Annotated in this window: 21 protein-coding genes; 16 read left to right on the top strand and 5 right to left on the bottom strand. The window is 47.8% G+C overall.

The genetic code is table 11. From position 1 onward, the window contains the following. Positions 1–92: 92 nt before the first annotated feature. The 3 genes from QZU58_RS00680 to QZU58_RS00670 form a co-directional block, all read right to left on the bottom strand. Positions 93–398, bottom strand: coding sequence for an STAS domain-containing protein (locus QZU58_RS00680; protein WP_294462190.1), 306 nt, complete (start codon positions 396–398; stop codon positions 93–95). Between the two features lie 195 nt (positions 399–593). Next, positions 594–989: an ATP-binding protein gene (locus QZU58_RS00675; RefSeq protein ID WP_294462192.1), complete on the bottom strand. Its 396-nt coding sequence runs from the start codon at positions 987–989 to the stop codon at positions 594–596. A 16-nt stretch (positions 990–1,005) separates the two neighbouring features. Then, the gene (locus tag QZU58_RS00670) at positions 1,006–2,739 is read right to left on the bottom strand and encodes a PP2C family protein-serine/threonine phosphatase (protein WP_294493820.1); all 1,734 of its coding nucleotides are present in this window, start codon (positions 2,737–2,739) and stop codon (positions 1,006–1,008) included. Positions 2,740–3,142: 403 nt separating this feature from the next. Here QZU58_RS00670 and QZU58_RS00665 point away from each other — a divergent pair, with 403 nt between their 5' ends. From QZU58_RS00665 to QZU58_RS00640, 6 genes are all read left to right on the top strand, one after another. Then, complete coding sequence (locus QZU58_RS00665; protein WP_294493818.1) at positions 3,143–5,203, top strand: transglycosylase domain-containing protein; 2,061 nt, start codon at positions 3,143–3,145, stop codon at positions 5,201–5,203. 293 nt (positions 5,204–5,496) lie between these two features. Then, on the top strand, positions 5,497–5,760 hold the full coding sequence (locus QZU58_RS00660) for a phosphopantetheine-binding protein (protein WP_294462198.1): 264 nt from the start codon (positions 5,497–5,499) through the stop codon (positions 5,758–5,760). Positions 5,761–5,830: 70 nt separating this feature from the next. Continuing rightward, positions 5,831–6,070 carry an acyl carrier protein gene (locus QZU58_RS00655; protein ID WP_294493815.1) on the top strand — a complete coding sequence of 80 codons (240 nt, stop codon included), beginning with the start codon at positions 5,831–5,833 and terminating at the stop codon, positions 6,068–6,070. A gap of 6 nt (positions 6,071–6,076) precedes the next feature. Continuing rightward, on the top strand, positions 6,077–7,762 hold the full coding sequence (locus QZU58_RS00650; protein ID WP_294493811.1) for an AMP-binding protein: 1,686 nt from the start codon (positions 6,077–6,079) through the stop codon (positions 7,760–7,762). Beyond that, the gene (locus QZU58_RS00645) at positions 7,749–8,132 is read left to right on the top strand and encodes a hypothetical protein (RefSeq protein WP_294493808.1); all 384 of its coding nucleotides are present in this window, start codon (positions 7,749–7,751) and stop codon (positions 8,130–8,132) included. The genes QZU58_RS00650 and QZU58_RS00645 overlap by 14 nt, the downstream gene beginning before the upstream one ends. Positions 8,133–8,743: 611 nt before the next feature. Continuing rightward, a complete protein-coding gene (locus QZU58_RS00640; protein ID WP_294493805.1) occupies positions 8,744–10,630 on the top strand; it encodes a carbohydrate-binding domain-containing protein in 1,887 nt (628 codons plus the stop codon). Positions 10,631–10,829: 199 nt separating this feature from the next. Here QZU58_RS00640 and QZU58_RS00635 read toward each other — a convergent pair whose 3' ends face one another. Further along, on the bottom strand, positions 10,830–12,260 hold the full coding sequence (locus QZU58_RS00635; protein ID WP_294493859.1) for a sodium:alanine symporter family protein: 1,431 nt from the start codon (positions 12,258–12,260) through the stop codon (positions 10,830–10,832). A 377-nt stretch (positions 12,261–12,637) separates the two neighbouring features. Between QZU58_RS00635 and QZU58_RS00630 the strand changes: the two genes are divergently transcribed. The 8 genes from QZU58_RS00630 to QZU58_RS00595 all read left to right on the top strand — a co-directional run bounded on the left by QZU58_RS00630 (position 12,638) and on the right by QZU58_RS00595 (position 20,982). After that, positions 12,638–13,231 carry a hypothetical protein gene (locus QZU58_RS00630; RefSeq protein WP_294493802.1) on the top strand — a complete coding sequence of 198 codons (594 nt, stop codon included), beginning with the start codon at positions 12,638–12,640 and terminating at the stop codon, positions 13,229–13,231. A 230-nt stretch (positions 13,232–13,461) separates the two neighbouring features. Then, positions 13,462–14,259, top strand: a complete 798-nt coding sequence (locus tag QZU58_RS00625) for a glycosyltransferase family 2 protein (protein WP_294463235.1) — start codon at positions 13,462–13,464, stop codon at positions 14,257–14,259. A 2-nt stretch (positions 14,260–14,261) separates the two neighbouring features. Beyond that, a complete protein-coding gene (locus QZU58_RS00620) occupies positions 14,262–15,191 on the top strand; it encodes a hypothetical protein (RefSeq protein ID WP_294493799.1) in 930 nt (309 codons plus the stop codon). Continuing rightward, positions 15,188–15,613 carry a thioesterase family protein gene (locus tag QZU58_RS00615; RefSeq protein WP_294463232.1) on the top strand — a complete coding sequence of 142 codons (426 nt, stop codon included), beginning with the start codon at positions 15,188–15,190 and terminating at the stop codon, positions 15,611–15,613. The genes QZU58_RS00620 and QZU58_RS00615 overlap by 4 nt, the downstream gene beginning before the upstream one ends. A gap of 124 nt (positions 15,614–15,737) precedes the next feature. Beyond that, positions 15,738–16,457, top strand: coding sequence for an outer membrane lipoprotein carrier protein LolA (locus QZU58_RS00610; RefSeq protein ID WP_294493796.1), 720 nt, complete (start codon positions 15,738–15,740; stop codon positions 16,455–16,457). A gap of 212 nt (positions 16,458–16,669) precedes the next feature. Then, the gene (locus tag QZU58_RS00605; protein WP_294493793.1) at positions 16,670–19,117 is read left to right on the top strand and encodes an MMPL family transporter; all 2,448 of its coding nucleotides are present in this window, start codon (positions 16,670–16,672) and stop codon (positions 19,115–19,117) included. Between the two features lie 123 nt (positions 19,118–19,240). Beyond that, positions 19,241–20,422, top strand: a complete 1,182-nt coding sequence (locus tag QZU58_RS00600; RefSeq protein ID WP_294493790.1) for a beta-ketoacyl synthase N-terminal-like domain-containing protein — start codon at positions 19,241–19,243, stop codon at positions 20,420–20,422. 71 nt (positions 20,423–20,493) lie between these two features. Further along, positions 20,494–20,982 carry a hypothetical protein gene (locus QZU58_RS00595; protein WP_294493787.1) on the top strand — a complete coding sequence of 163 codons (489 nt, stop codon included), beginning with the start codon at positions 20,494–20,496 and terminating at the stop codon, positions 20,980–20,982. A 161-nt stretch (positions 20,983–21,143) separates the two neighbouring features. Here the strand turns inward: QZU58_RS00595 and QZU58_RS00590 are convergent, their stop codons facing one another. Beyond that, the gene (locus QZU58_RS00590) at positions 21,144–21,710 is read right to left on the bottom strand and encodes a hypothetical protein (protein ID WP_294461279.1); all 567 of its coding nucleotides are present in this window, start codon (positions 21,708–21,710) and stop codon (positions 21,144–21,146) included. Between the two features lie 588 nt (positions 21,711–22,298). Here QZU58_RS00590 and fabG point away from each other — a divergent pair. Both fabG and QZU58_RS00580 read left to right on the top strand, forming a co-directional pair. Beyond that, positions 22,299–23,051 (top strand): 3-oxoacyl-ACP reductase FabG, encoded by a 753-nt coding sequence (gene fabG, locus QZU58_RS00585; protein WP_294461281.1) that lies wholly within the window; start codon positions 22,299–22,301, stop codon positions 23,049–23,051. After that, positions 23,051–24,271 carry a beta-ketoacyl-ACP synthase gene (locus QZU58_RS00580; protein ID WP_294493784.1) on the top strand — a complete coding sequence of 407 codons (1,221 nt, stop codon included), beginning with the start codon at positions 23,051–23,053 and terminating at the stop codon, positions 24,269–24,271. The genes fabG and QZU58_RS00580 overlap by 1 nt, the downstream gene beginning before the upstream one ends.

The raw sequence follows: 24,271 nt of genomic DNA, 5'->3' as shown, positions 1-24,271 counted from the left end.
AGCATGAATATATACGAAATTCCGCGGAAAACACATGTATTCCGCGGAATTTTCATTAGAGGAGGATACGGCCTGCCGTATTCGGCGAACCGTTAAATAAAGGTCAGAAACTCGGATACGCCGGTAAGTTCCAGTACCTGCATTACGGAGTCGCTGACGTCTTTAAGTATCAGCTTGTTTTCACGGGCCCTAAGAGTCTTATAGAGACTGATGATGATGCGTATGCCTGCTGATGAGATGTAATTGAGTGCGGCGCAGTCAAGTTCATAGTCGCCTTCTTCTGGCAGTCCCGCATTGATTTTCTTTTCCCATTCTTCAGCGTTGGCGCTGTCAATTCTTCCTTCAAGTATCATAACCCATTCCTTTATATTACGTTGTATTCTGCTTTGTGTTTCCAATGTTAACCGTAACCTGAATTTCAGCTGAGGTCTGTATGTGTCGGTCGTTCAGAATACCTAATCTGGTAAATGTTTACGCAGATTTTAGCATTCGCATGTTCCCCATGCAGTGAAGCAGTAGGCAATTTGTTTAAAAACTGCGGGCTTTTGTCCCAAATTCAGAGTTTTTAAGAGTCCGTCAGTATATGCATTCGGTCAGATGGCAATGGTGAAGATGTTTGTATTGTTTTCCCTGCGGTAGGAGACTTCCTTCATCATCTTTTTGACAAGGAAAACGCCGAGACCTCCAATCCCTCTTTCTTCAGGAGGCAGGGAGGTGTCCACCTCCTTTGTTTCCTTGAGGGGATTGAACGGAATTCCGTCATCCGTGAAGGAGATGACGACCATGGCATTGTCGCCGCGGGTTACCTTTACGGAAATCAGGTGGGCTTTGCTGTAGTGGACTATATTGGAGATTATTTCGTCAGCACATATGTTTATCTTGACAGTTTTTGCGGAGTCGATACTGCAGTCGATGCAGTGCTGCTCGATAAAATCATGAATTTTGTCAATACTGTCCTTTTCATTCGCAAAGTTTTGTTCAAACTGCATACATCATCCTCAAGTTTTATTTTCTTCTGAACGCCATTACCGTAATGTCATCGAATCTGTCCGCTTCACCTTTGAACTCGTCTATGGAGGCAAGGAGGGCTTCGCACATTTCCGAAACGGAGCGATCTCTGTTCCGGTTAAGCACGTCAATGGTTCTGTCGAAGCCGAACTGTTCTTTAGTGCTGTCCGTGGCTTCGGGAATTCCGTCCGTGTATATAAAGAAGGTATCACCTTTTTCCAGAACGAGCTCGTCGTCTCTATAGCTGATTTCCTCCAGGGCACCGAGCACGAAGCCTGTTTTGTTCTGCATCATCCTGAATTCTCTGCCCGCACTGGCAAGAATCGGATGATCGTGACCGGCACTGGCATATTTCAGGAGTCCCGTATCAAAATCCAGAATTCCGCAGAATACGGTGACGAACATTTCCGCACGGTTGTTTCTGCACAGTTCCCTGTTTGACAGGGTAAGGGCCTGTCCCGGAGACATGTTGGAAAGCAGGTTCTTTTTAATGATTATCTTAGACGCCATCATGAAGAGGGAGCTCGGGATGCCCTTACCTGAGACATCGGCAATGACAAAGCCGAACCTGTGCTCGTCAATTTTGAAATAGTCATAGAAGTCCCCGGCAACCTCAAGAGCAGGTTTCATGTCGGCATACAGATCAATTTCCGGAAAATCAACATGAGCAGGGAGCACACCCTGCTGAATGTCCCTGGCGATTTTCAGCTGGGTGGAGACTCTTTCCCTGTCCTTTGAGACATTGGTAAGTCTTACCACGTATTCGTCAATCTTGTCGGCAAAGGTGTTAAAGGATCTTGCAAGGGCTCCGGTTTCGGAAGGATAATCGCAGTACTTGCCGACTACGGACTTTATGTCGCTTACCTCATCCTGAATGTTTTCCTTGAGACCGAAGTTGTTACCGATGCGGGCCATTCTTTCCAGCGGTGAAGCGACGTACTTTTCCACAAAGTGCAGGAGCAGAAGCCCCGGCCACAGACAGATGTAGATGGCTGATCCGCTGATGAGGAATACGTATCCCCATAGAAGTGTGCTGTCGTATATGTCGTAAGCGCGGAAGAACACAAAGGCGAAGAATCCTATGATAACCCCGGTGATGGAGGCCAGCAGAACCAGAAACAGAATGAATTTCTCGTTGATGGAGAAGATGTAGGTGTGGAGTCTGTTCTGCCGTCTGAGTTCATTTTTCTGAATATGGGCGGAATAACCGATGAGAAAAGGAATTCCCAGCAGTACGAAGTATATGATGTGATTAAGAAAAGTGCTGACGAAGCCAATGCCGTAAAACGGCAGATTGTAGAATCTGTTGAGTGTCCACCACACCATCACGGAAATGAGCAGGGAATCACCGAGAACAAGAATCAGGTACTGGCTAAGTTTTTTTACGGTGTCCATGCGGAACAGGTTCTGATCCCGGCGCCGCAGGTATTTCCACAGCATGGCACCGCCATAACCGTAGATTAACTGGAAGGAAAAGCCCAGTATGTAGATCTTATAGTCCATGCCTCCGTAATACATGTCGGAGAATATGTTGCCTATTGCGGTACCGAGCGCCCCTGGAAAGCCGTAAACCAGGGACAGCAGAAACGGCAGTACGCAGTATGGTCTTACTTCCGTTGTCTCGGACAGACGCAGAAAATCGATGAACGGAACCGACATGGCAAAATAAAAGAGTCCCGATGCGAATATGATTGTTAATTGCTTTCTTAACCAGTTTGTTTTTTCTGTCATAATAATTCCGAAAATCACGGGTATTGTCGTGACGGGGAGAGTGTCATCCGGCAAATTGTCCCGGGAATGGTTTGCCGGGATAAAATTCAGTCTGACGCTAAAAGTGAATGAACGCTCCGTTACCGTGGTTTTACGTAAAATTCTAACAGAAAAAAAACAGGTCTAATGAGATACAGGTATCATCATTGGGTACGTGATGAGCCGGAGCGCATACGTATGATTAAAATTGTAACGGCGCTCGCGAAGCGTACTGATTTACGTTTCATGCGGACATTGGCTTTAAGTTAAGTCATCTGTCACGGAAAAAATGACGTTCCGTGCTAGAATTGTTGCCGTTGTTGTTCCCTGAACACACTGACGGACGGTCAGCCGTGTTCCGGGAGCAGAAGTATCGTAAAAATGGATGAGCACTGCTTTGTACGGAATATTCGGTAAACTAATCAGAAAGGCGTCAGCGCACCGCATGATGACGGCCGGGGCTGTTCTTGCCGTTCTTTTTGCAGGCTCTGCCGTTTTCTGCGCCTCATGCATAGATGAATTGGATTACTCCGTGCTTGAAAAAAGATCCCGTGTTCTCTATGCTTCCGACGGTTCCGTTATAGGGTATTCCCTTTCCGAGGATACTGATTCATACCGTTTCTACACCACTGCCGATGAGGTGAGCCCTCTGTATCTGAAGATGCTCATAGCCAATGAGGATCGTAATTTTTACGGCCATCACGGCGTCGATTTTCCTGCTCTGCTTAGGGCCTTAAAGGGAAATCTGTCCAATGGCAGGGTAACCTCAGGCGGCTCCACGCTTGCCATGCAGGTGGTTAAAAGGCTGGCCGGACACGAAGAAAAAAGAACATATCTCAACAAGCTCAGAGAGATTGTTCAGGCGGTCTACATTACGGGAAAGTTCGGACGTGAGAAGGTTCTTGAATGGTACCTTACGCTTGCTCCGTACGGCGGAAATACCGAAGGCGTTAAGGCGGCGTCGCTCAGATGGTTCGGTCATCTTCCGAACAGGATGACACCTTCCGAGGCCGCACTTCTTACCGCACTGCCAAGGGCTCCGGAGCACATAAGACCCGACAGACATCCGCAGGCTGCCGCTTATTACATAAACGAGGTTTTAAGAAGTTCACGTGAAAAGGGCGTTTTCGGGGACGACGTCTGGAAATCTTCTGCTGCCGATGAACTGCCAAAGGAGCTCAGGGGAATAGGTCAGAGCGCCAGAACCCTTGCCGTAAGGCTTTTTTCCACTACGGGGCTCAGGGAGATCTACACCCATATCGATCCGAAAATTCAGCAGGTTCTTCATGACGAAGCGGCCGGTTTTCATGAAAAGCATAATGACGGTGCCGTGCTGTCAGTCGTGGTGCTGGATGCTTCCACTCACGAGATCACGGGAATTCTGGGCTCATCCGATCTGAGTGTTTCCGAGGTGTGTCTTCCTTATTCGCCGAGATCTCCTGGCTCCGCACTTAAGCCGTTTGCCTACGGACTTGCCTTTGAGGAGGGGAAGCTTCATCCGCAAACCGTTCTTCATGACAAATCAAAGCTTTTCGGTTCATGGAGACCTGAAAACTTTGACAGGCGCTTTAACGGCAGGGTAACGGCCTCAAGGGCGCTGGCCTCTTCGCTTAATCTTCCCGCCATCGAGGTTCTGGGACTCATCGGTCCCGGATATTTCGTGAATTCCTTGAACCGTTTCGGTAATATTCTGCATGTTGGAAGTAAGGTGCCGGACTACTCCGTTATTCTCGGCAGTGCGGACATAACACTGGTAAACCTTGCCAAGCTCTATGCCATGCTGAATGAAGACGGTATGCTTAATGACTACTCTCTGTACATCGGTGAAAAACTGCATGAACCAGCAAGATTCATGTCGGCTGACAGTGCCAGGGCCGTGTTTGATATTCTGAAATCAACCGGCAGACCGGCAACGGCACCGAACGCCGCCGACGTTTCGTACAAGACCGGAACCTCAAGCAGATTTACGGATGCCCTCTCGGTAGGTAGTCTTGAGAATCATACCGTCGCCGTGGCGATTCGATTCCCGGATAACGTTACCGGACTGTATCAGTATTCAGGATTCAGGGATGCCGCTCCGGTGCTGTTCTCCATACTTGGCAAGCTGCCGTCACGGCCAATGAACAGGCCTGACATTGACAGTGCTCTTCTTTCCGGTACATCTCCGGATGCCTTGACCGAGATTGCGGATGATTCCAGAATTACCGACAGAAACGGCCTTCACATAGATTTTCCGCAGAACGGTGATACGGTGCTTCCCGATGCCTTTGGCAGAATATTCATAAACCATTCCGGCGGCGAGGGCAGAATACTCCTGTCGCATGACGGAGTGCAGACTGAGGAAATGTTCTTTACTCCGGAAGCTGAAGGCTTCTACACCGTGAGTATCATGGATGAATCGGGACATTCCGACAGCGTAACGTTCAGGGTTGTTCTTGATAATTAGAAAATACGTGAAACGGCAGATCGGACGGAATTAAGAATACCGACACTGCCGTGAACTGCGTCGGTAAAGGTGTTGCTTTTATAGACAAAAAAATCTAATTTTTCCGACTGGGTTTGATATTACGGCGTTCACTGTGGAATAGTTTTCGTGATTGTGCTTTAATTAGGTTTCGGTTCCGTTTCCCGGAAATCAGCGGAGAATTTTCAGTTGCATCGTTATCAGGCGTGTATTCTCAGCAGACAGAGGAACGGTCCTTTTACGGAAAATAACAGAAAAAGCATGGAGTAGTGGGAATGAACACTGATTTGGCTCTTTCAGTAAAGAAAATGATTATTGAGTCTCTTAATCTTGAAGATATCACACCTGAAGACATCGATACTGATGCTCCTCTTTTCGGGGACGGTCTCGGACTTGATTCAATTGATGCACTCGAACTCGGTCTCGCACTGAAGAACACTTTCGGGGTAAGCATCAGTCCCGAATCCGAAAATGTTAAACAGCATTTTTATTCGGTTGCAAGCCTGGTAAGCTTTATAGAGTCTGAACGGCAGAAATAACTGAAGTTCCGGAAAGGGAACGGGTGCGGCGATGCTGCACACGAGTGAGAATTAATTGGAGAAGACACTGATGACAGAAAGTGAAATCTTTGAAGAACTGAAGAAAATCGTGGCTGAGAATTTTGAAATAGAGCCGGAAAAGATAACCATGGATTCGAACATTATTACTGATTTGGACATGGACAGCATAGATGCCATTGACATGGTTGCCGAACTGCAGAAAAAGCTTGGCTGCCGTTTCAGTGCTGAGGATTTTAAGGCCGTTAAGACCATAGGTGACATAGTCAGGGTTATATCAGGCAAGGTTTAGGTCTTCGTGAAAACTCTCTTTTCGGTATTTGCCGATACCTCCATTCATCATCAGACCGTGTTCTTTGATGATGAGTATCTGTATTCTGGAAAGGATATCATTGCACTGTCCTTTCTCTGCCATGCGGTTCTGCGTGAACGGACTGACTGCGGGGATTTCGTGATTGCCACCGACAATCCGGCCGTCATGCTGCCTCTCATGTTCGCAGGATGGCTTCTGGGCAGAAACATCATTCAGCCGAATACCCTTCAGGTAGAGGGCTTCAGGGTTTTTGATCCGAAAAAAACACTCTGTGTTTTCGGTGAAAAACGGATTTATGACGAAACCTGCGAATATTTCACGGATAATGATGAGGCTTCCGGAAAGTCGCTGAATGCTGATGTCAGCAAACCGGCTCTTACGGATCTTTCCGCGGTTTTTGATGCGTACCGTTCCGCCTGCTGCGCCAGTGTTGCCGGATTTTCCGGCTCCGTGAAATCCGGGGATGTCTGCAGAAAGGGAATTCATGCGTTTACGGCTGAAACAGCGGGAATTCTCAGAGACATTCTTTTAGGAAATGACATAACCGGGGTTCGAGACAGTCTTTCTGAACAGTTTCCCGGACTTGCGGTGGGGAATCCGGAAGATTTTATTGCAGTTCTTGCCGATTTCATGAGTGATCCGTTAAATGAGACAAGACTCTGCATCACCGGACTTACGTCAGGTTCAACCGGCCTTCCGAAGAGGGTTCCGCGCACGCTCGGAGACTTCTACAGCGAGATTGACTGTGTCAGGGGCTTCATCCTTCCTTCATATGCGGAAAATACCGTGGGAGCAGCCACCGTCACCAATTTTCATGCCTACGGGGTACTGTTCCGCTTCCTGCTTCCCGTTATATCGGAAATACCTGTATACGGGCACATGCTTGAATATCAGGAACAGTTTATAAGATTAAAAAAATTCGGCAGAAATCTGTTTCTCGTATCCAATCCGGGATTTTTTAAACGCCTTGACGGTGAGTCCTGTCCCGTTAAGGTTAATCTTATGATGTCAGCAGGCGGCCGACTGAATCTCCCCGTGCTGGACAAAGCCGGAACGGTATATGACGCGCCTCTTCTTGAAATCTACGGCAGCACGGAAACCGGTGTGATGGCATACAGGTATCCTGTTACTGCGGAGGAGGACTGGTGCGTGCCTGAAACCTCCGTTGCCGAAGCTGTTGACGAGAATGGAAATCCTGTCGACGGCCCGGGGCTCATCAGAATAACCGCAGCTCACGTAAACGGCGGAATTCCGTACACCGGCAGTGACGTTATATGTCTGAACCCGGTTCGTGACGGACGGACAAGCTTCAGTCTTCTCGGTCGCAGTGACAGAATAATCAAACTGGAGGACAACAGGGTGAGTCTTGATGAACTGGAGAAGACCATGGCAGGTCATGAGTTCATCAGGGAGTGTGCCGTGGTTAAATATGAGTACAACGGACGTGAGTTTATCGGAGCCATGCTGGTGTTAAGTGAAAACGGCAAAAGGGCATATGCGGCCGAAACTCCCGGCAGATTCTTCATCAGACTCAGAAATGAGCTTTCCAGGGGAATGGTGAGACTTGCAGTGCCGAGAAGGTTTATAATAACGGATGAGCTGCCGCTGACCGACAGCCGTAAAATCGCCTATAGGAAAGTTGAGAGGGCTTTTAACCATGAATCTGCCTGATTTCGGCAAAGAGGAACTGAGTGAGGACCGTTCACCGGACGGAAGAGGTTCCGTCCTGAGAATTTCTGCCGTTTTTTCCGGAAAAATGGACTGGTTTGACGGTCATTTTGATTTTCAGAGGATATTTCCCGGAGTGGGACAGCTTTATGTCATAACCTTTCTTGCCGAAAAGTATTTCGGCGTAAATCTTAACGGCGAAGGCATATGCTTTGACATGGTGAAATACAGCAGAATGATCCTGCCGGATACCGAGACCGTAATAACCTTAACCATGAAGAAAGGTTCTGCCTTAAACTTTGTCATCGCCGATGCCGGGGATGAGACGACCATATATTCCCAGGGAAAGTGTTCCGTTACCGAGAAGCAGTAAAACCTGTATTCAGGATTTTCACCGTATTTTCTGCCATTTTCATTAAAATTCCATCAGGTCTTTTTCGCCGGTCCCGTAAACGGATCGGTTCATTCGTGTTCTGACGCAGTGCAAAATCCGGAAAACGGTACGAGCCGTTTTTTCTGTTGAAGAAATTTAGTTTTTCTCCGTCAGAGGTACTGTATTTTTGAAGTGTTTCTCAAATCCTTTAAATTTATACAATCATAATAGAAAATAATATGAAAATTAATTACAATTTTTGGCTGTTAATGTCATGCCTGAATTTGTCTATGTGTTATAAATAAAGGTGTGCGTTAATGTGTGTACTGCCAAGTTAGGCTGTCATGATTTAAAATGTGCTATATAAAACTTATACCGCATATATAAGTTATAAAAAATATATTAGATAAATAGCATATTAATTCAGGGACAGAATAATGTCATATAGGGACCGACTGTCGTTTCAGGATCCGGTGCATGTGACGTCTTCGGCTTTTCGGATTGTTCTGGCGGTTTAAACATGTCAGTCCTTTTTCAAAAGTGAATCAGAATTCGTAACCGGCGGATTTTAACGGCAGTGAAGGGATAAAAAGATTAAGGATCATTGTCAGATGTTAAATCCAAATACATTTCATAAAACACTTCTTGCACTTGTCATAAGCGCCTCCATTTCTGCCTGTAACGGAAGCGTAAGCTCAGATAAAACCGATGTTTCATTCGGCGACAATCCGACAGAGACGGATGAGCTCTCTTCTTACGGCTCTCCTGCGGAAAAAGCGGATCTCTTCTCATCATACACCGGAGTTCTGGGTGATAATCTGGCTGATCCGTCAGTGCCGTCATACGACAGAACCGTTTATATCAATCTTTCTGATATGACCGTGTCCGCGGACGACGTTTCCTACTTCTCCATTGCTGAATACGGAAACACTGCAGCCGGCGACGGCATCGTCATTACCGCTGATTCCGACGGATACATAACTGTTAACGCAGAGGAATGCCGTGATACCGTAAAGTATGTGCTGTCCGGTACATTAAGCAGGGGAACTGTTGACATCAGTGCCGTCAAGAAGGCTTCACTCGGAATCGTGCTGAATAACGTCGATATCATGAGCGGTAACAACCCGGCCATAACCGTAAGTCCGAAGACATCCACTGCCTTTGTTGAGCTTAAGGGAACCAGTTATCTTACTGACGGACGCATTTTCGGCATCGGCTACAGCAGTTCAAACGGCAAGGATTACTATGATTCATCAGTTGATTCTTCGGTTGACGTAAGTGATGCGGCTCTTACCCAGAAATGGGCAAAGGGCTCCGACGATAACGGCGTAATGGCTACCAAAGGAACCTTCAGATTCAGCGGTGACGGCATTCTTAATGTCAGCTCTGCATACAAGCACGGTATCTATGCCAAAAACAGAATCTACGTATACGGCGGGGAGATTGGTGTAAAAAACAGCGGTCGAAGCGGTATACAGAGCAAAAACGGCTATGACATGTTCGGCGGAACCGTAAATATCGAGGGGACCGGCAATCACACCAACAGCCAGAGCCGCGGCATAATCGTTTCAGGTGATGAAAGCAAGGATGGAGCAGGTCTCGGCGGCATTAATATCGAAGGCGGCGTTATAAACATTAACACCGTCGGTAAGGCAATGAGCGCCAAGTGGTCTCTTAAGACGGATGCCGAGACCGAAGAAACCACCGATGACCCGAATCCGGTAGTTACCATCTCCGGAGGTGACATCAATATCACCACCACCGGCGTAGTAATTGACGATGACAAGGATCAGCACGATGTTACGTACTATGACGAGGACGGCATTCTGGTAACCGAGACCGAATCAGCTTCTCCGGAAGGCATTGAAGGCAAGATGGGACTTGTCATTTCAGGCGGAAACATTAACGTCAATTCTGCGGATGACGCACTGAACACAAGCATCAAATATGATTCGTACATCAACATCAGCGGCGGTAACATATATCTTCGCACCACCGAAGGTGATGCCGTTGATTCCAACGGCAGCATCAATGTTTCCGGCGGTGTGATTGTTGGTATATCCATTCTCGGAACCGAACACGGATTTGACTGCGATGGTAAACTTACCTTTACCGGCGGACTTGCCATAGGCATCAGCGGTTCCGAGAAGGAATTTGCAAGCACCGGAGCCGACACCACCACACAGAATACCTTCGTGATAGGAAACGGCTACATCGGTGAACAGAATACGGTAATGGCCGTCATGAACTCTTCAGGGGAGCCCGTATTTGCCGCAAGACTTCCGGAAACACCGTACAGCCTGGCCGTAATAACTTCTCCTGCTCTCGCCGGATCCGATACCTACAGCGTACATACAGGAGTAAACGTAAGCGGCGGTACTGAATTTAACGGTCTTTACACCGAAATGCCTCAGGTTAGCGGTGGTTCTCTGAAGGGCTCAGTGATCGTTACTGATGATGCTCATGTATATAATCTTGCTCAGAGTAACGCGAACTGAGTGGGGGCTCCCGGGAGGAGGAAGATAATGCGTGCTGTCACGCATTCTGCTGATGCGTAAGGGCTAAAACCTGAAAAAGAGGTGCCGTTCCTGTTGAAACAGGAACGGCACCTGATTTTAAGTAAATGAGAACTTTTGTTCCCGTATATTGCTGTTATGGAAATTCTTAGGAAATTCCGGAAGAATTTCCGTTGACTCATTATGCCTTTTCAGCAGTACTAATACCGTTCTCTTTTTTTCCAGCAAAGAAAGCCTTTGTTTCACTGAAAATTACTTTTCTCAGCATGAACAGCGCAATCAGGTTCGGTATTGCCATGAGTCCGTTTGCAAGGTCGGCAATGGTCCAGATGGTGTTTATGGCCGTTTTGTCCGCAACGTTGTTCATGTCAACGTACAATACGATAAGAATGTATGAGGCAACAATCAGGATGTAAAGAGACCTGAAAGGTTTTACCCCCTTTACCCCGAAAAGATAGATTATGCAGCGTTCGGCATAGAAGTTCCAGCCGATGATGGTGGTGAATGCAAACAGCATAAGGCTGATGTTTACCACGTAGAGGCCGATTTCATTGCCGAGAGTTCCCTGAAAAGCAAGGGTGGTCATGGCCACGCCGGTCTTATCGGAACACCAGGCTCCGGTGATTACCAGTGTTAACCCCGTAAGCATACATATGATGATGGTGTCAATGAATGTTCCGGTCATGGAAATGAGTCCCTGTTCAACAGGAGAATTTGTTTTGGCGGAAGCCGCTGCAATAGGAGCGGAACCGAGGCCGGCCTCGTTTGAGAAAATGCCTCGTGCCACGCCTTTCTGCATGGCCATCATGATGGTGGCCCCGGCAAAGCCGCCTACGGCCGGGGCAGTGGAGAAAGCAGATTCAAGTATAAGCATAACGGCATCCGGAACCTTTCCGATGTTAAGCACTATTACCGCAATGCAGGTAAGGATGTAGACAAGTCCCATTACCGGTACCACCTTCTGGGCGGTCTTTGAAATGGTTCTGAGTCCTCCATAGGTGATGATGATTGTCAGAATCGTAATGATTACGGTGACCCACAGTCTGTCGCAGTGAAGCTGGTTGGCTGCTTCAACAACGGAGTTTATCTGAGTGTATGTACCGATGCCGAGACAGGCGGCGACAACACCGAAAACCGCAAAAAGCACAGCGAGAACCTTTGCGGTTTTCGCATGACGCGGGCCGATGCCGTTTTTGATGTAAAACATGGGACCGCCCACAAAGTGACCTCTTGAGTCCTGTTCCCTGAATTTTACGGCAAGAAGACATTCCGCATATTTGGTGGCCATGCCGAAGAAAGCGGCAACGAACATCCAGAAGAGGGCTCCCGGACCGCCGATACCTACTGCGGTTGCGACACCGACGATGTTGCCTGTACCGATGGTTGCGGCCAGTGCCGTGCACAGTGCCGCAAAGCTTGTTACTTCACCCTGCTTTGAATGATGCTCCTTGTGGGGAGTGAACAGCAGACGGAGAGCTTCAGGCAGGTGAAAAACCTGCAGAACCTTAAGATTTAATGTCAGTAAAATGCCGATGCCAAGTAGCATGACGAGCATGGGAATACCCCATATGAAATCGTCTGCGGCATTGACAAAGTCAGCCAGAGAAGTGATAAATTCTAACATGAGTTGTGTCCTGTCCGTCCGGAAAACCGGATATTTAATGGTTAAGGAGTATTTTTGCCGAACCATTATATAGAAAAGAAGACGTATTTCCAAATATACGGCCGGTAACAGACAAAATCACGGCCGTAATGTTTCCGTTCGGGGTTGACGGTTATTGAAAAAAATGAGCGCGTACTCATGGAAATGAACAGAGCATCATGTTAGGATGCGTTATTTTTTTGTGAAGTGTGCTGAATTCAGCACAACATCGGCCGGTGTCGGTAATTCCTGAATTTTTGTTTGCTGGAGTTTTTCGTAATCCGGAGATATCTGACCCGAAGGCTGTAATAAGCCTTTAGCGATAGTTTTAAAAGGAGTTGGGAACTATGTATAACACTAACGGCGACAGTGGAAATCACAGCACCGGAGATCAGAAGGCTGTCCTTAAAAAAGGATACGGTTTTGAAGGGAACAGCGGTGACTTCAACGTTATCGGTCCTTCCGAAATGGCATACAGAAGCAGTGAATGCAGCGGATTCATGGTAGTTGCCCTGTTCGTTTTTCTGGTGTACATATCAGTAAAAATTTTCTGGTCTTTGCCTTCATCCATAGCATCCATAGATATAGCGGTACTCTGTTTAATTATAATTTCAATGAGCAGGGTTAAGAAATTTTTCAGTGATCTCGGAGATAACGTAAACAGACGCCTTGTTCTTACGGCTGAGATAGCACTGGGGCTTAATATCTTTATTTCATTTGTTATCCTAATCATGCTCATCGCGGCTGTTCCGAGTCATGCGGGGGTATCGTCCGAGAATCTTTCGGAAGAGGCATTCAGATACATGACTACATCCAAATTAGTAATGGTGCTGCTGATGATGCTTTTGAATGTACTTTCATACCTGTACATGCTTTATGTCTGGATAGTTACGTTCCGTGTACTGAGGTCTCATGGCAGAAAGCGGTTTTCCGGAATTTGAAAGTTAGACCATGAAGATCATATAAAGGATCGTGATGTCTGCTCCTTTCATACGTCCGGAGGTCTGAGACAAACTTAAGATGTGAGCAGGAACGGGATTTTATAACGGCAGTTTAGATGATGAATACGGGCACGTACGGTTTCTTTGGTATACTACTGACCCCGAGATTTAACCTTCTTTTACGTAAAACAATAATTATCTGACGAAAACGCAGTAGAGTTTAATAGATTATGATGTATAACTATCGTCGACCTCCTGAACAGGCCCCGATTCGCGGTGACGGTGAAGAGGCAGGAGAGTTCAGACCGTGCATTGTCGTTCCCTGCTACAGGCATGTGGAGCCTCTGATGAGGCTTCTTCCCGAACTTCTTCGTTTCGGGCTGAAAATTATCGTGGTTGATGACGGAAACCGGGAACCAAAAGCTTCAAAGCTCAGGGAACAGGTTAACCTGATGAATCAGGTCATTGTCAGACATGAGCTTAACATGGGCAAGGGGGCTGCCGTGCATTCCGGCTTTAAAAAGGCTGCCGAGCTCGGTTTTACCCATGCCCTGCAGATTGACGCTGACGGCCAGCATGACCTGCGTGACATAACGGCATTCATAAATCTCGGCAGACAGAATACTGATAAAATAATCAACGGAACGCCTGTTTATGACTCGTCTGTTCCGCTCTGCAGAAAACTCGGCCGGTACATGACTCATTTCTGGGTCGGCGTGGAGCTTGGCACTGGGCGGGTGGTCGATACCATGTGCGGCATGCGTCTTTATCCTCTTGAACAGGCTCTTAAGGTCATGAATTCCGGTAAGGTAGGCAGACGTATGGATTTCGATACCGGAATTTTTGTAAGAATGTACTGGTCCGGCGTGGATTTTCTGGAAGTACCGGTGAACGTGAAATATCTTCCCGGAAACTACAGCAATTTCAAGGGTTTTTCCGACAATGTAAGAATATCCCTGATGCATACCAGACTCTGCACTGAAAAGGTGTTTCATTACCGGACAATCAGAAAGAGAGAGTATCTGTAGCAATGGTCAGTCCTGCTTCCTGGCGAAGGAAAAATGAAAGTACGTCCGCTTTCGGAATGAACGTACTGCTGTTTTTTCATCGTTTATTCGGTAACGGGGCTGTCCGTATCATAGCCTGGTTCGCCTCCTGGTTTGTCTGGATCTTCAATAAGAACGTCAGACGTATTTCCGATGATTATCTCAAAAATCTTAAAGCATCCGCATCCGAAAAGGGAATTAAACTCGGCAGACTCAGCTCCCGCAGACACATATATGCCTTCTGCAGATCCGTTGCGGGTAAGATAGTATCCTGGTCCGGACAGACAGATTTCGGAGATGTCGGAGAGATAGACGGCGGACTTACCAGATCCCTAAAAAGAACCGAAAGCCCCGAGCCGCTAATGATTATAGGGGCTCACATCGGCAATATGGAGGTTCTGAGAGCCTTCAATACCTCCAGAATCCATAAGACGGTGAATGTTCTCATGCATATGCAGAACAGTACTGTTTTTATGGAGTATCTGAATAAGCTTAACCGTGACAGTTCCCTTAACATCATAAGCACCGCAGATATTTCTCCTGATATCTCAATGGAGCTTGCGGAGCGCACTTCCCGGGGTGAATGGGTCTCAATGATGGGGGACAGACTTCTTGATGATTCCACCCGTTATGTGGAAGTCGATTTTCTGGGAAAAAAGGCAAGGTTTCCTCAGGGCCCATGGATTATGGCTTCAATTCTGAAGATTCCGGTAAGCGTCATGCTGGGACTTACCGATGATGACGGTGTTAAGGTATACTATCGGGAATTGGGGGCTGTAAGGCTCGACAGAAAAAACAGGGAGGAATCCATTCGCGGCTATGTCCGGGAGTATGCGGCGGAGCTGGAAAACATTCTTTACGCATATCCTTATGAATGGTTCAATTTTTACGATTTTTGGAGTCATGACAGGTGAGTTCTCTTTATACGTTTGAGTCCCGTCAGAAGGTTCAGTTTTACGACTGCGATCCAATGGGAGTCGTATGGCACGGTAATTATTTACGTTATCTGGAGGTTGCCCGCGGGGAGTTTCTGGATTTTATAAACTACGGTTATCAGAGAATCAGTGATGACGGCAATTTCTTTCCGATAGTCGAGGAGCGCATGAAGTATCTGCGTTCACTCAGACTGGGAGATGATTTTACCGTCAGGGTTCATCTTGATGAATACGTGAACCGCCTGGTGCACAGTTTTGAGATAGTGTGTCGCGGAGAAATCTGCGTCAAGGCCAAAACCGTTCAGGTCTGCCTTCCAAAAAACGGTTCTGAACTGAGCTTTTTCATGCCACAGGGATTTGTTGACGCAGTGGAGGGCATCCCGGGATTTGTGAGACAGTAAGGTCCGAACCTGTATGTTCCTTATTGATCATCAGACTTACGCAGACGTCATCGGCTCCGGTTTTTACACCGCATCCTGCTGACCGTCCGGCGGAAACAGAAACAACGGAGCCTCAAACATGAACATGAGAAATTCATTACCGTTTTTTAAAATTCTGACTGTCGCATTTCTTTTCGGCGTCTTTAATTTCGCCGGTACATGCCTTGCCTCATCAGACGTTCAGACAGGTAAATCCGAAGGGAATGGCTCGGCCGTTTCAGTAACGGCGGTACCGGGAGCTGATGCCGCGGCGGCTGATTTTTTCAGAAACGTCAGACATGAGTCGGTTCTGAGTGATTTTGAACAGACAAGATACGTGGCTGAGGCCGGGCGAAGCCTTAAATCATCCGGGCGCATGCTGTTTACGGTGTCTGACGGACTCTGCTGGAAAATGGAAAAGCCATTTAAAAGATCCTGGCTGTTTTTGGGGGACGGAGTGACGGAATACCAGCCTGACGGATCCTCAAGGTCGGTTTCCGGTGACGGAAACGGCATGTTCAACGGAATTCTTCTTTCGGTGCTGAACGGCGGCATTGAAGGAAATACCGCGGATCTTACCGCAAACTTTGATGTTGCCGATGGCGGTTACGATTCCGAAAGTCATGTGCATGCGATTTATCTTAAGCCTCTTGATAAGCAGATAGGCAGTGTGATTTACCGCATAAAGCTTGAAAGAAAAGAGGATGTTCTGCACTCAATAACAATTATGGAACACGGTAACAGCTACACAAGAATGGTGTTTGTAAGTCCGGTGACCGATGCTGCTGATGCCGGAATGCCACAGGAATTCTGCCGTTTCCGATAAATCTCCGTCGCAATTCATTATGTCCGCAGAGTACATTCTTTTTCCATTGGAGTAAACTTGAGAGCAGACGGCAGGTCTCGTCACGGTGGTTTCACGGAAGGCGGAGCGTGCGTTTTTAGGATAAACTGTTGTTCCTGCAGGAACATTTCGGATTTTTAAACCCACGGCTGTGACAGTCGTGAACCTTTTTATGATTGCTGATTCTTAAGACTATGAATAAAGTTAAGGCCGTTCTGGTATTTCTGCTGCTGATGCTGCCCGTAATCACCGGGATTTCGGTTTTTGCGAAAAAGGGAGGAGAGATTGTAAGAACGGATCTTAAGTATCTTCTGCCTGATGCCGGAAGTGATGCCGGTTCAGCAGGATACTTTACGGACAGGCTTTCAGGGGAGATGCTTTTTACATTCAGTGCGGATGAAAGAACGGAACCTGAAAACGACAGATCTTCCGCAGCGGAATCAGTTTCCGGGCAGTCTGCAGAAGGTTCTGACGGGGCATCTGCCGGAAAAACCGGAGAACTGGAGGATGCGGTCCGTTCCTTTGCCGATAAGTTAAAGACCTTTAAATTCATAAAGGTCCGGGATTTTTCCAATATGGAAAAGACCGGCAGTTTTCTTTTTGCCCACAGATACGCACTCGGGGCAGACGTTTATCTTACTTCGGGTAAGCCTGATCCGGAAAAGCTCAGGGATGAGGTTCTCGGCATCCTCTACAGTCCGTTCGGAGGTGCTACGGCAGCTGAACTCGGCAGGGATCCGTTTTTTACCATGAGACACTATCTCATGAAACAGTCGTCATCGGGCTTCGGCATGGATGCTTCCGGATTCACCTTCGTAAAGAACGGTGACGGAAAAAAGGTATATGTTATAAGCGCCTCCATGGCCACTGTCGGGCTTTCGTCAGATGCGGGCACCGAGTTTTATGAATACTGCCGCAATCTCAGGAATCAACTCAAACACAGAAACATTGAGATGATGTATACGGGGGCCTTTTTCTTCACCGAGGAGGCATCAGGATCTTCAAAAAGTGACATAACCAAGATAAGCGTCGGTTCTTCCCTGATGCTTATTGTCATTATGCTGGGATTTTTCAGATCCGTTAAGCCTCTTCTTTACGGACTTGCCGTTATTTCCGTGTCCATGCTGAGCGCTTTCGGTGCGGTAATTACCATATTCGGCGGAATGCATGTCATATCCCTTGCCATGGGGGCAACCCTTGCGGGGATTTCCTTTGACTACGTGCTTCACGTGCTTGTAAGAAGAGCGCGAAGCGGTTACGAGTCTCCTGAAATTCTGAGAAAAGCACTTCTGAAGCCGCTCGGTCTCAGTCTGGTTACAAGTGTTACGGCTTACGGGGTAACCTCCTTTACCGGACTGAACATTCTGAAGGAACTGAGTCTTTTTGCCTCTGTGGTTCTCGTGGGAACATTTCTGCTGTCTTATTATGTCCTGAGTCTGACACGTCTCTGCAGATGCGCCGGCGGGAGACTGTCCGTATTCCTTCCCGCGGCGATCTTCAGAAGACTTTCGGCAGTTTCTTCTCCCGTTTCCCTTGCGGTCGTTGCTGCCGTGTTCTTATCATCCCTGCTTCTGATACTTCAGAAAGGGGCGGATGACGACGTGGCCTCGCTGCGCCGGAATGATACGGAGCTTGCCGTCATGGACAGGGAGGTGAACCGCATCGTAAACGGTAACTCCTCAGGTGTCTGGTTTATTATGGAAAACACTGAAGCGGGAGAATATGACGCTCTTGAGTCCTGCGAGCATTTTATAGGAACACTGTCTTCCCGTGAAATCACGGATGTCGAAGCACCGTGTCTGCATGTGCCTTCAGCCGGCAGTCAGAAGAAAAGCATTGAAACATACGTAAGTCTGTATCCTGAACTGAAGAACATATATGCGGAGCAGGGGATTGAGCTAAACGATGATGAGACCGGGATCGGTGCTGCAGAAAGCTTCAGTGCCGCCGACATGCCCGGAATGTTTGATTTCATGATGGGAAATAATGCGGTTCTTATCCGTATTAATTCGGAGAATACCATCCTTCTAGAAAAAATAAGAAGCTTTAAGGGAGTATATCCGCTGGATAGAAGGGGAGAATGGTCCCGTGCCTTCGGTCTTTACCGTCAGGAACTTAGCCGCATGCTGGTAATAGCCCTCATTCTCATTACGGCAGGAGGCATGTTTATTATCGGTCCGGATATCATAAGAGCGGCCGCAGTTCCTCTGGTAACCGGAATCTGTGCCGGCATCACGGCGGACATTCTCATGACCGAAAGCATGAATCTTTTTACGGCTGTGGCACTTTTTGTCGTCACCGGTCTCGGAGCCGATTACTGCGTGTTTATTTACGGCATGGGCAGACATTCACGGAGTGGAGCAGGAGCTGAGGCAGGTGCATCCTCAGGGAAAGCGGGAGAGATTACAGATACGGAAGCGAATTCTGACAGTACTCCGGTAACTCTCTTCCTGTCCTGGATATCCACTGAGGTTTCCTGCGGACTTCTGATGTTTTCCGGAATGCCTGCCATTGTCACCATGGGTGCGGTTATTTTCTGGGGACTGCTTTTCATTCCAGTTACCGCACTGATGTTAAGGAAACACGCTCCTTATTTCGTGTATAATTATGTGAGGAATCAGGATAAAACATGTCTGAAATAATACCGCTTACGGAGATATCCGCATCACGGCGGTATTTGCCGGACATGCCACTGATAATAATTTGAAGCCGCCGTGGTCTTACGATGCTTGTCCACGGCAGGCCGGAACTTAAAAGAAAAAATTATGATATACGTAAACGGCTTTGCATGTAAGAGTGCTCTCGGTCTTAACGAGGATGAGGCGGTTAAAAACCTTTCAGAAGGAAAGGATATCTGCCTGAAGGAAATGTCCGGTTTTCTCCCGGGAGGAAAGACGGCATTTCTTGCCGAGATTCCTCTTTATCCTGCCCCGCTGAACAGACATGACTGCAGGGCCAACCGACTCCTTAATGAATGTCTTAACGAGCTTCAGCCGCTTCTTGAGGAAATACAGGGCAGGTTCAGTCCGGATCGCATAGGAGCCGTTATCGGCACCAGCACGTCAGCCATAACAGACGTGGAAAACGAGGTTCTTTCCGCCGGCGGTGAACATGACGGCGAACTTAAGTATGATCCGCGCGTTTCCGAAATCGGCAACATCTCGGCATTCATAAGCGACAGACTGGCAATAACCGGTCCGAGCTACTCCATTGCCACAGCCTGCTCTTCAGGCGGCAGGGCGTTCGTCAGCGCCCGGGCTCTTCTGGAATCAGGTGCGTGTGATGCCGTTATTGTAGGAGCCTGCGATACATTAAGCAGAATAACCGTCAGCGGTTTTTTTGCCCTGGGCGCACTGGATACCGGCAGATGTCATCCCTTGTCGGATGACAGGGCCGGAATTAATATAGGTGAGGGGGTCGGCGTGACAATCCTTACAAGGGAACCTCTTACCCGCGGATATGTAATGAAGCTTCTCGGTGCGGGATCAAGTACCGACGGATATCACATTTCGGCACCTGAACCTGAAGGAAAAGGTGCAAAGACGGCAATAAGGCTGGCGCTTAACGATGCGGGCCTTAATCCTGATGACGTAGGTTACGTTAATCTTCATGCCACGGGTACGGTTCTTAATGATGCCATGGAGCATAAGGTTATACGTGACGTGTTCGGTGACAGGGTTCCGGTATCCGGAACCAAGCACCTTACGGGACACACTCTGGGAGCTGCAGGTGTGGTTGAGGCTTATATTGCCTATCTGATCTTCAGACACGGTCTGAAGCTTCCTGCCCTTAATTACCTTGAGCACATGCCCAGTCATGAGTTTGATGACATTCATCTTGTCAAGAAGCCTGAAGAGCTGCGCAGGCCGGTAATCATGTCAAATAATTTTGCCTTCGGCGGCAACAATATTTCCCTCATCTTCGGCAGGAATGACTGCAGTGATTAGTATATGGACACCGGTGCCACAAACAGAAAAATCTCTGGAACAGCACCATGAACTCTGAAAGGAATAACGGAATGACTGAAGTCACGGCTGCGGATAACGGATGGATTACGGAAATGGTTCCGCAGAAGGAGCCCATGCGTTTCATAGACGCTGTTGAGCAGGTTGACATTGAGAACAGAACGGTTACGTGTTCGTTCACACCGGGAGCCCGTCCCTGTGCCGGATTTTCGGAGGAAAAAGGCGGAATGCCTGCCGTATGTCTTACCGAGACCATGGCCCAGTCGATAGCCGCTCTCATGATCGCCGAGGAGGGGAGAAGCGGTAAGGGCTTTAAAATCGGTTTTATTCTTTCAGTCAGAAAGATGACGTTTCACGGTGAAAGTATTCTGCCTGCGGGATTAAAGGTGCTTTCCACTGCCAGAATTACCTTTGAAGATGATGCCGGAGTATGCATGGCGGAAACGGAGGTTACTGAAGCCGATACAGGGAAAAAGCTTGCCGAAGCAAGAATTACGGTCATGAAGCCGAACGATGCGCATATCGCAAGAATGTTCGGATGATTTCGTCATGGCTGGATGTCCCGGGTTTCGGTTCAGTAATGTACATTCTTTTTCCGAATACCGGAAAAAGAATTCATAAGAACCTCCGGTTCTGATTAAAAAAGGGAGAGAGGCGTGTTGTGTATCAGCCTCTCTCCCTTCAGTTAATAATCGCCTGATTCTCAGACTCTGCTCTGTTCCAGACGGGCAAAGTTTTTCTTAAAAACCTTTTCTATCTTCGTAACCTGTCTGGCCCTGTTTATGAAGGCTTCACAGTTGCTTACCACCATGCCGCTGCTGGTTCCTTCCCAGACTTTGAGATCCACGCGGGCATTGCCCACGTAGCATACGTCACTGTCCCCGAAATATTTCTTTATGAGTTCAAGCTTATTCTTTCCGGTCAGGTTCACGTTGATGGATGAACCGAAGCCTTCCTTGAAGAAGCTGAATTTTGCGGCAATCCTGTTTACTATGTTCTGAGTGCTTCCTGAAACCAGATAAATGGAGTTTTCGGGATTTTCGGCAAGTTTTTCCAGATAGTCAATGAGTTCAGTATTGAACTTCAGCTTTTCAACGTCAAAGCTGTATATCTCGCCGATGTTGTATTTTAGTTTTGCTCTTCCGCCTTCCTTATGCCATCTGTAGCATTCAGGAAGAAGTGACGGTTTTTTCATGACGGTTTCAAAAAAAGACGTAACCGACATGTCATTCTGAATCAATGTGCCGTCAAGATCCACGCAGTAAATCATATTTCACCTTTGTTATTAATTTTGTCCTGGCATGCATGAACCTGATTTTCGTTGTTTTTCATGTGTTTCTTTTTCGGTCCACGCAGGTACGTGAATAAAAATATTTCGCAAAGTATATCACGTAAGCGCCAATTTGTTTATTTAGATTGATGAATGAGGTATAAACGAACTTATGGAAAAGGCGTCTGATACCGCAAAAGGACATATGTTTTTTCCTTCAGCCCCGAAGTCATGACACTTTCTCCGGAGCCGTCACTTTTTTTATCAGAAAAGAAATCATCCTGCATCCGTGCTTCATGCCGCTGTACGGATTCATGGTACGGTCAACTGACATGTGACAGGGCGGATAGGCGTCTTACGGAGAATTCCTCACGAGGAGGCTGTTGACCGGAGACAGGAGAGTGTGACTGAAATATAAGACATATCTTGTTTTTTTAACATAAAACGGCGGAGCACGCCGTTGTTGCGGCTTTTTGTTGTAAAATCACTTCGTGCCGGACAGCATTTAAGAAGCCTCCGGCATGGCCGGTTGCAGATGCCAAAGACGCTGCAGACGGAAGAATCGGTAAAGGAGCGTATAGATTATCCATGTTAAACAGAAATAATAAGAGAGTATTGATATCCGGAGCAAGTTCCGACATAGGACAGGCAATAGCGCTTAAGCTTGCGGAGATGGGGTTCCCTCTGGCTCTTCACTGTCACAGCGATCACGGTTACGCCGTTCTGGAAAAAATTCTGCCTGAGATAGCAAGGCTCAACGGCAGTGAATCAGGTAACGTGATTCTGAAATTCGACGTATCCGACAGGACTGAAACCGTGAATGCAATAAACTCGGACATCGAGCGTAACGGTGCCTATTGGGGAGTGGTCAGCAATGCCGGAATTACCGGTGACTCTCCGATGCCTGGAATGACTGGAGAATGCTGGGACAGGGTTCTCTCCACCAATCTTGACGGATTCTTTAATGTGGTTCAGCCGACTCTCATGCCGATGATAAAGCTCAGAAACGGCGGCAGAATCGTAGCCGTTGCTTCCGTATCCGGAATGACCGGAAACCGCGGACAGACCAATTACAGTGCTTCGAAGGCGGGAGTCATCGCTGCCTGCAAGTCTCTGTCTCTTGAGCTTGCCAAGAGGGATATTACCGTCAACACCGTGTCTCCGGGAATCATTGAAACACGAATGATTACCGATGAGATTAAGGAACACGTGCTTCCTCTGGTTCCTCTCCGCAGAATGGGAAAGACCACCGAGGTGGCTGCCCTCATCGGTTTTCTGTTTTCCGATGAGGCTTCATACATAACACGTCAGAACATCAGTATCAACGGAGGGTTATGCTAATGTCCCGCGTAGTGATTACCGGAATGGGAATGTATTCACCTCTCGGAAGCAGTGCGGGAGAATGCATGGATAACCTGAAAACCCTTAAGAACAGGGTTGAGGTGATGGAGCTTCTCGGGGAATACTCCGGCATGCTTTGTCATGTGGCGGCTCCGGTAAAATCCGAGCTTCCCTCATATCCCAGAAAAAAGACCAGAACCATGGGAAGAGTAGGCATACTCGCGACGGCGGCCACGGAGAAAGCCATAGCCGATGCCGGGCTTACGGACTCTCCTCTTCTTTCCGACGGTTCCACCGGTATAGCCTACGGCAGCTCAGGCGGAAGTTTTAATGCCATGACGGACTGTGCGGGATTTGTGACCGATAGGAATGTCACCTCTCTCAATGCCACAACCTACGTCAGCATGATGCCGCATACCGTTGCCGTAAATCTGGCGATATTTTTCGGGATACACGGCAGAATAATCGCTACAAGCACAGCCTGTACCAGCGGTTCCCAGGGAATCGGATATGCCTATGAATGCATCAGGAGCGGTGCTCACAGGATAATGGTGGCAGGAGGTGCTGAAGAACTCAGTCCGTTTACCGTCGGTGTTTTTGATGCCATGTTTGTGGCAAGTCAGTGCAATGATAACCCGGAACTTACGCCGAAGCCGTTTGACAGAAAGCGTGACGGTATAGTTGTCGGTGAAGGTGCGGGAACCCTGATTCTGGAGGATTATGATCATGCGGTGGCAAGAGGTGCCAAAATCTATGGCGAGATTGTCGGGTTTGCCACCAACTGCGATGCTTCACACATTACCAATCCGTCCAGTGAGCATATGGAAAAATGCATGAGAATGGCTCTTTCAAATGCGGGGCTTAAGCCGGAGGACATAGGATACGTGAATGCGCACGGTACGGGAACCTCATCGGGTGACATTGCCGAAAGTACGGCAACCTTCAGGGTCTTCGGGAAAAACGTTCCGGTTTCAACCCTTAAAAGCTACATGGGACATACACTCGGCGCAGCCGGGGCTCTCGAGGCCGAAATGACTATTCTCATGCAGAGACAGGGATGGTTTGCTCCGAATCTGAATCTTACGGAACCGGATCCTCTCTGCGGTGACCTGGATTACATAACTGGAAACGGCAGGGTACTGTCTGCGGAATATGCGATGAGCAATAACTTCGCATTCGGAGGCGTAAACACGTCTCTTATATTCAGACTGATGGAATAA

The sequence above is a fragment of the uncultured Ruminobacter sp. genome (genome assembly GCA_902764345.1).
Lineage (GTDB): Bacteria > Pseudomonadota > Gammaproteobacteria > Enterobacterales > Succinivibrionaceae > Ruminobacter.
This window is presented reverse-complemented; position numbering and strand designations above follow the sequence as displayed.